Here is a 9286-nt window from a genome sequence, read left to right as displayed (position 1 = left end):
TATTTGTGGACGCTCACTAGTTGTTTTTTAGTACTTAAAGTTTAGGCATGAGGCATAAGGCAACAGGCACAAGGCACAAGGCAATAGGCATTAGGCAATAGGCATGAGGCAATAGGCAATAGGCAATAGGCAATAGGCATAAGGCAACAGATACAAGGCAAAGAGTGTTAAATTGTTTTTCAGTTACGATAGCTATGTTTTGCCGAATGCCCAAAGCTGAAAGCCGTAAGCTCAAAAAATACATTTTATTTTGCGTACTAACTTAATATTTAAGCTTTGTAGCTAAGGCAGAAGGCATCAGGTACAAGGCAAAGAGTGTTAAATTGTTTTTCAGTAACGATAGCTATGTTTTTGCTAAATGCCCATAGCTGAAAGCCGAAAGCCGAATGCCCAATGCCCAAAGCCGTAAGCCGAAAGCTCAAAAATTATATTTTTATAAACAAAAAAATTCTGGTACTTGAGAAAATTAAGTACCAAAACTTTATTTTCCATTTTATAACAAGTTGCTATGGCTAAGACCAAACAATCCTCAAAAAAACCACAAAACGGACAAAGTCGAGTAATCATCGAACGCGTAACTCCAGAATTAGATGGAGGTCGTTTTGCCATCAAGGCGATTCAAGGAGATAAAATTCATGTAGAGGCAGATGTCTTTCTGGATGGTCACGATATCCTTGCTGCCAGATTGCTACACAAGCGAAGCAATGCGAAAGATTGGATTGAAACCCCAATGTTTTTTATCAATAACGATCGCTATGGTGCTTCTTTTGAAGTGAATGACAATGGCATGTACGACTATACAATCGAGGCTTGGGTAGACCATGCAGCTAGCTGGGAACACGAGATTAGTATGAAAATTAAGGATGGACAGCACGTAAATATCGAATTGTTGGTAGGTGCCAATCATCTTGACTACATGGCAACTATCGCCTCGGTAAGTGATAAAGTATTGATTGAGTCGGCCGCTGAGCAATTCCGTAATCCAGATGCGTATGCTCAAGCAATTGAGCTTGCCACAAGTCCTACTATGCATGATTGGATACAAAGTTATCCAAACAAAAAATATGTAAGCACTTATAAATCCCTTAAGCTCTGGGTAGATCGTGAAAAAGCAGCATTTTCGTCTTGGTACTCGATGTTCCCTCGCTCTGCTGCCAGCAAAAAAGGCGTACATGGTACTTTCAAAGATGTAGAAGAAAATGTTATACCTCGTGTAAAGTCTCTAGGATTTGATGTTTTGTATATACCGCCTATTCATCCGATTGGTCATCAGTTTAGAAAAGGAAAAAATAACTCTACTACCTGTGAGCCCGGCGAACCAGGTGTGCCTTACGGAATAGGTTCAGAATTGGGCGGTCATACGGCAATTCTTCCAGAATTGGGTACTTTGGATGATTTGAAACATTTGATTTTGGCTTGTCAAGAAAATGGTATCGAGTTGGCGATGGACTTAGCAATTCAATGCTCGCCAGACCACCCATATACCAAAAATCACCCCGAATGGTTTAAAGTTCGTCCTGATGGAACAATTCAGTATGCCGAAAATCCCCCTAAAAAATATCAGGATATTTACCCTATCAACTTTGAGTCTGAAAACTGGGAGGAGCTTTGGGATGAATTGAAGAATGTTATCATGACTTGGGCCGAATGGGGTATTCGTCTTATTCGAGTAGATAATCCTCATACCAAATCATTTAGTTTTTGGGAATGGGTTATTGCAGAGGTGCAAGCTGTGTATCCAAATATGATTTTCTTGGCTGAAGCATTTACCAAGCCAAAAGTCATGGCTCAACTTGCTAAACTGGGTTATGCACAATCGTATACTTATTACACATGGCGCAACAACAAAGCAGAGTTGACAGAGTACATGATGGAGTTGACTCATACCGAACAGAAGTATTATATGCGTCCTAACTTTTGGCCAAATACACACGACATTTTGCCTTGGTGTTTGCAAGGTGGTTTGGAGCCTATGTTTATCACGCGTTATTTTATGGCAGCAACGCTTTCGGCTAATTATGGTATTTTTGGGCCAGTATTTGAAAGTATGAATAACGAGGCAAATCCAGGAAAAGAAGAGTACCGTAATTCTGAAAAGTATGAAATTAAGCATTGGAACTGGTCTTTTGAGAATAAGCTAACTCAGATTATACGCTTGACCAACCAAGCACGTGTAGAGAACTCCGCCTTGCAGCGTACTAATAATATCACTTTTTGTCAGATTGAAAATGATCAAGTATTGGCTTATTTGAAAACCCATCCAAACGGCAATAGAATTCTGTGTGTAGTCAATCTCGACCCTTATAACCGTCAAGGAGGTGTGGTGAGAGTGCCACTTTCACAAATTCATAAACATCAAGATCAAGAATATATTGTTCATGATTTGTTGACAGGGGCTAAATACTATTGGAAAGGCGAATATAATTTTGTAGACCTTGACCCGCATATTATGCCAATGCACTTGTTCAGAATAGAGGATATTTAATCGCAGCACTTTCAGTAAGGGGCTTTGGGAAAAATCCTGATTACTGGTCAAAACGAGAAGGTGTGATTCTGGTGTATAGCCTTTTTCACTGAATTTTTTAAAAACAGTTTTAAACTTTTAAAAAAATAAGTCCAAGACTTAGTCTTGGACTATCAAATCAATTTTGTCCAGTAATCAGGCAAAAAGCAAAAAACATGTTAAAACTCTTTGCCGAGTGCCTGTTGCTTTGTGCCTAAAACAAAAAACTTAAATCTAATTTTGCCCAATTCATTAATTGTATCCATTATTTTGTGTTATCGCTGGATTTTGAGACCTTACAATTTGAGGAATAGGAAGCAATAGTTTATCTGCCGTGATGGCTTTTCCTTTGGGTTGTAATACTGCAATAGCACGATTGGTACGTTTCAAATCAAACCAACGATGGAATTCAATCGCAAGCTCTACTCTTCTTTCATGCTCAATGGCCGTACTCAAAGAGCCTGCAAAGGAAGTTGGATAACCTGCATCGCCAAATTTAGGCAAACCTGCTCTAGTTCTCACTTGATTCAAATAAGTAGCATCTCCAGTAGCTTCTGACAACATTAGTAGGACATCGGCATAGCGCAATACCATAAAGTTGTTATTGGCTAAAGGGTTACCACTTCCGATAGGAGCATTGGTATGAGTCCATTTGATTGGATATTTTTGGGCAATAAAGGTTGTTCCATTATTATAACCCAAAGCAATAGACAAGTCTCTGCGTGGGTCATTGGCTTCGTATTCGTTGTACAAGTCGTCAGTTACTTGATTCATCCCACTCCCATAAAATCCGAGGAAGTTATTGTTTGGATAAAAAGTTTGGTAATAACGACTATATGGCGCAGACGCTGAGCCTCCTAAAAACTGAATTTCGAAAATAGACTCTTTCGTATTTTTGACATTCGGTCCCCAAAGACTAGTGTAGGTGCTCAGGAGGGCATATTGATTGCTATTATAAACATCCTTCAACACATTTGCAGCGGAGGTTTTATCTCCCAACGTCAAATATACTTTTCCTAAAAGTGTTTGAGCAGCCCCCTTTGATGCACGACCGATTTTAGTACTTGGAATAGCAGAGGCCAAAGGTAAATTCTCGATAGCAAAGCCCAAATCCTTTTTAATCAACTCATATACATCTGCTTGTGGCGAGCGAGGTACGGCATAAGCCTCGTCACCCGAAAGAGGCTTAGTTACCAAAGGAATATCGCCCCATGTTTGAACCATGTTGAAGTAAAATAGGGCTCTCAAAAAACGCATTTGGGCGCGAACATCGTTTTTATATGTTTCGCTCAAAGATGCCGTTTCAATTTTATCCAAAACAATGTTTGTACTAAAAACGGCACGATAATAATCTTGCCAGAACTGATACACCATGGTATTGGTGGTCATGAGGCTGTAATCCTTAAACTGCCATTTATCCGCCTGAATCCCTGAAATATTGTACATAATGGCGTTGTCGCTCATTTGTTCGTTGCAATATGAAACAGGTCCTTCTGGATGATAAACCGTGTATAAAGAAGCGTATGCCGAGTTGATGGCAAGTTCAAAGTCGTCGGTTGATTTGAAATTATCTGCCGTCGCATTTGAAATCGGTGCAAGTTCTAAAAATGAATCACTACAACTTGTAGTAAGTAAACTTGCGGCGAGGAGGAGGTATATTTTTACAATTTTTTTCATGTCTATCCTGTTTTTTGAAGTTTAAAAAACATTGATTAAAAATCTATCTTAGCACCAATTGTAATGACTCTTGGGATGGGATATGAGCCATAATCTACGCCAATGAAAGCACCATTTGGCGCATTTCCAGAGGCGTTCAAACCACTTGAAGAGTTACCATTGGCTTCACCCGAGAAGTTAGAGGCGTTGTAAGTAGTATTTTCAGGGTCATAGTTGGTGTACTTACTCCACAAATACACGTTTTCGGCATTGACGTACACACGAGCCGTTTTCAAATGTATTTTTTGTGTGATAAATGAGGGTATAGTGTATGAAATACGAATGTTTTTCAATCTCACAAATGAGGCATCTTCTACCCAAAGACTTGTAAATTGGTCTTGCAAACCTGTCAGACCTAATGTAGCTCTGAAATGAGTGCCATCGCCAGGGTCTGATTCTGAGCGCCAACGATTGGCTACACCTGCGTACATATTACGTCCGTTGTTCCAAAAACCAGAGTAACGGAAGTTTTGGTTGACAATTTCACCTCCAAATGAGCCTTGGAACATAAACGACAGGTCAAAGCCTTTATAAGAGAAGTTGTTGGTAATACCCGCCATGAAATCAGGTTGATAATTCCCCAAGGTTGTACGGTCGTCAACCGTGATTTTTCCATCTCCATTCACATCTCTGATAATTGGGTCTCCAGGTTTTGTGGTCGAATAATGTGGCGTTGCATCTACCTGTGCTTGGTTTTTGAATACGCCATCTACTATGTATCCAAAGAAATTGGAGATAGGTTGGCCAACTTCTGTTTTTACTGTAACCACAAAATCTGTATAAGTAATAGGCGCATTGTTTTGACCTAATTGCAAGACTTTGTTGCGGTTTGAACTAAAGTTAAAATCGGTTGACCAACTAAATTTAGGCGTTTGGACATTTTGGGTATTCAAGTTTAATTCAACGCCTTTATTTTCCATTTTACCAATATTTGTCAACTGCGTAGAGAAGCCCGTAATATCTGGAACAGGTACGTTCAGCAACATATCGTTGGTTGTCGAATTGTAATATTCAGCAGATAAACCAAGTCGATTATTCAATAGTTTTAAGTCTAACCCGAGGTTAAATTGCGTTGTACGTTCCCATTTTAAATTGGTATTGGCAATATTCGAAATCGCTAATCCAGAGGCCAAAGTTGAGCCCGCAACATAGTTAGAAGAACTTAATAAACTAGTAGAGCCATAATTTGGGATTTGGTTGTTACCCGACATACCATAACTTACTCTTAATTTTAGGTTATTAATTGCTCTAATATCTTTCATAAAGTTTTCATCCGAAACTACCCAAGCACCAGATACTGAAGGGAAATATCCCCAACGGCTATTTGCCCCGAATCTTGAACTACCATCACGACGGATTGCGGCCGTAAAGAAATATCTATTCAAATAATTGTATTGAGCTCTTGCCAAGTACGAAATCATAGCCCATTCCGAAGCATTGGTAAAGCCACCAGAAACTACTCCAGCATTGAGAGTTTCAACTAAATCGTTTGGAAAACTACCAGAAGTAATTGAGGCAAATTCGTTGCGTTGTTTTTGAACAGAATAGCCCAAAAGCAAAGCCAAATTGTGATCACCGAAGCTTTTGTCATAGTTTAAGGTATTTTCGCTCAACCAGTTCAAACTATATCCACTTGTTGAATAACCTTCGGCAGGAAGTATACCTGAGTAGCCATAGCCTTGTTTGTTGACACGATATGAATTGTAACGAGTGTTGTACAAATTGGCGCTGATACTGGTTTTGAATTTTAAATCGTCCAAAATTTTGTATTCCAAAAAGCCCGTAGCCAAAGTATTGAAGGTCTTATTTTGCTTGTGGATATAACGTGTCAATGAATAGGGATGCCATAAGTTGAGGTCGTTGTAGGCTACATATTTGTTCCAAACTGAGTTAGGGTCACGATAGCCAATATTACCGTTTTCGTTGTAAACAGGAAAAATAGGGTCGCTTTGCAGTCCCAAACTTACCACATCACTTTTTCCTTGTGTACCGTCGGTTCTATCAAAAATTCCTGTAACGCCAAGGTTCAAACCAATGGTAAATTTATTACTCAATTGATGTTTGATATTTGAACGTAACGAAAGACGTTTGTAATAGTTTTGGTCCAAAACAGCATCTTGACTCAAGTACGCCGCCGAAAACATAAACTGTGTTTTGTCTGTACCACCCGATGCTGAAAATTGTGCATTTTGAGAAGGAGCTACTCTAAACATGACATCTTGCCAATCGGTTCCTTTGCCAAACTGTTGAGGATTAGTCAAAAACTCATCAGGAATTTTGTAGACAGAACCTCTTACACTATTTGGGTCAGAGGCTTTGTTTTTTGCTGGATTCAAATCAACCCAAGCATTGTTGTGAGCATCGATGTAATAATTAATCCACTGTTGAGCATCCATCATTTTAACACGTCTTTCTACGCTTTGCACCCCCGATTCGTAGCCCACACTGAAGGTGGTTTTGCCTGCTTTTCCTAATTTGGTCGTAACCAAAATAACGCCATTGGCCCCTCTAGAACCATAGATTGCAGCTGAAGAAGCATCCTTCAATACCTCCACAGATTCAATATCTTGAGGATTTACCATGTTGAGGTTGAAGTTTTCGAGTGGTACGCCATCCACCACAAAAAGTGGGTTGGTGCCAGCTGTAATGGAGCTTACACCGCGAATACGAATAATAGGAGATACCCCAGGAGCACCTTGACTTTGGCTGATATTTACCCCAGCAATCTGACCAGAAAGTGCTTGTGTGACATTGCTAAATGAACGGTCTTGAAACTGCTTAAAACCTACTGATGATACTGCACCCGATACCGCTCTTTTGCTTTGAGTTCCATAACCTACCACCACAACTTCATCGAGCGATTGGAGTTCGAGTGCCAAAGAGATATTGAACACGGTACGATTACCAACCACTACTTCTTGTTTAACATAGCCAACGTAGCTAAACACTAAGGTTGTGTTTTCAGTAGGAACTTCGATTTTGAAGTGACCGCTTGCGTCCGAATTTGTTCCTTTTGTGGTGCCCTTAATCGTAATGTTTACCCCAGGGAGGGCTTTCCCTTTTTCATCGGTAATAGTTCCTGAAACAGTCGGTAAAGCCACCACGTTTTCTCGCTCTGTTTCTGGGGCGTTGGTGGGTGGAGTGGGGGTACTGGGAGCTTCGATTTTACGTAAAACAATTTGATTGTTAAACATTACATACGTTACCGAAAGAGGTTTGAGTAAACGCTCAAGTACATCTCCAACACGCTCGTTATTTGCCAATAAAGTAACAGGACGATTCAGCGGAACAACCTGTGAGTTGTAAGAAATTCTTATTTGAGCAGTCTTTTCAATTTTTTGTAAAGCTGATTTTAAGACTATTCCATCAATAGAGATACTTATCTTTTTGTTGAGTTCTTCCTGAGCAGAGGTTTTGGCCCAAGCAAAACTCGTGAGGAATAGAATCATGAAAAACTGCATTCCAGTAATTCTCATAATAGTAAGCCAAAAAGCCTTTGATTGTCGATTTTTTTTCATAAACTTGAATAGTTTTCTGTTGAATAAAACAAAAACATCCCCTGACCCTTTGAAAAAAGGGTATGTTGAGCAGACAGAAAGGGGAAAAACTCAAGGTGTTTGTTGTGTGCCACCACGACTTACACCTTTTTTTGTTAAGGAGAGAATGAGTTAAGTAGGTTTTTCATTGCATTGATTTATTGGTTACATCCGAGTGATTGAATAATAATTTTCTCATTAACAACTTCAAATTTGGTATTGGGGCCGATGGACTCACAAACGATTTGAAGTTTAGTAAAAAGTGGCTCTTCGCCGAGTGTAGTGGTGAGTGAGCAGTCTTCTAACAACTTTTGGTCAAAATAGATATGTACGCCATACAGACTTTCTAGTTTCTTAAAAATCTGAGCTACAGGACTTTCGTTAAATTCTATTGCGGTGCTTGTTTTGGAGGTAATAGAGGCTACTTGTTCGGAACTAATAGCGGTGGCTTGCATCAAATTTTGTTCATCCACTATTACTTGCTGATTTGGTAATAAAGTCACTCGATTATTTTCTTCTTCCTCTTTTTCGTACACCATTACCTTTCCTGTTTTTACTACTACTTTTACTTCTTTTTCTTTGTTGAAAGACTGTACCGTAAAGCTGGTGCCCAATACTTTGACAATGGTAGTTTTGGCATGCACCAAAAAGGGTTGTTGAGGGTTTTTGACTACCTCAAAAAAAGCTTGTCCATCCAAATACACCTCGCGATTAGGAGAATTGTCAAAACTTGCTGGAAACTGAATCGTACTGTTAGGTTCTAGCAATAAAGAACTTCCATCGGGTAATCTTACAGGCATTTTTAATTTGCTTGTATTAGTTTTTGAAATCAATGCCTCTATTGCTTTTTGCGAAAGGTGCGACAGCTGTGGATTCACACTTTTGTCGGTATACCACCACAAGCTCACACTAAAGAGAAGGAATATTGTGGCGGCAATAGACCATTTCCAAGTGTTATGTTGGTACCAAGCTACATGCTCGTTGATTTCAAGTTCCAGCGTTTCTTCTTCTTGTATTCTATTATGTGTATTTGTAATTAGTCTTTCAATTTGTTCTTCTGAGATAGGCTTTTCATGTATGCCTGTAGCCAAAATAAACTCTCGGGCTTGTTTGACCAAGTATTGCTGGCTGGGGTGTTGTTGAGACCATTGTGTCCATGGGTGAGAATTATTTCGATATCCCTCCGATTTGACCCATTCTACGAAGGTTGAATCTAAGAGAAAATCTTCTATCATGTAATCACTATATTTTTTCATAAAATAGTAATAAGTCGCCTTTTATATACAGTAGAAAACTTTTGGTTTTTTTATACTGCTTTTTTGTAAAAAAAAATGATTTTAGGGATTAGGGGATAGGGTTTAGGCAAGGAGGTTTTTTTAGGCACAGAGGCACAAAGGTACAAAGTGGTAGAGGGGAAAGGGTTTAGGCAAGGAGTTTTTTGTTTAGGCACAGAGGCACAGAGGTACATAGGCACAAAGGCACAAAGTGGTAAAGGGGAAAAGGGGTAGCTAAAGAGTTTTTTAAGGAAACA

The 9286-nt window shown here is 39.4% G+C and carries 4 protein-coding genes; 1 reads left to right on the top strand and 3 read right to left on the bottom strand.

What is annotated here, in order from left to right; translation table 11 throughout:
• The first annotated feature begins 508 nt into the window (after positions 1-508).
• Positions 509-2485 (top strand): alpha-1,4-glucan--maltose-1-phosphate maltosyltransferase, encoded by a 1977-nt coding sequence (locus tag ACOVQ4_RS08930; RefSeq protein ID WP_421820306.1) that lies wholly within the window; start codon positions 509-511, stop codon positions 2483-2485.
• 270 nt (positions 2486-2755) lie between these two features.
• On the opposite strand, the gene ACOVQ4_RS08925 is transcribed toward ACOVQ4_RS08930, so the two are convergent.
• The 3 genes from ACOVQ4_RS08925 to ACOVQ4_RS08915 form a co-directional block, all read right to left on the bottom strand.
• The gene (locus tag ACOVQ4_RS08925) at positions 2756-4180 is read right to left on the bottom strand and encodes a RagB/SusD family nutrient uptake outer membrane protein (RefSeq protein WP_421820305.1); all 1425 of its coding nucleotides are present in this window, start codon (positions 4178-4180) and stop codon (positions 2756-2758) included.
• A 35-nt stretch (positions 4181-4215) separates the two neighbouring features.
• Positions 4216-7737: a TonB-dependent receptor gene (locus ACOVQ4_RS08920; RefSeq protein ID WP_421820304.1), complete on the bottom strand. Its 3522-nt coding sequence runs from the start codon at positions 7735-7737 to the stop codon at positions 4216-4218.
• A 176-nt stretch (positions 7738-7913) separates the two neighbouring features.
• Positions 7914-9011, bottom strand: coding sequence for a FecR family protein (locus tag ACOVQ4_RS08915; RefSeq protein ID WP_421820303.1), 1098 nt, complete (start codon positions 9009-9011; stop codon positions 7914-7916).
• Positions 9012-9286: the final 275 nt, after the last annotated feature.

Origin of the sequence: Flectobacillus sp. (assembly GCF_049240685.1) — a bacterium.
Classification (GTDB): domain Bacteria; phylum Bacteroidota; class Bacteroidia; order Cytophagales; family Spirosomataceae; genus Flectobacillus.
This window is presented reverse-complemented; position numbering and strand designations above follow the sequence as displayed.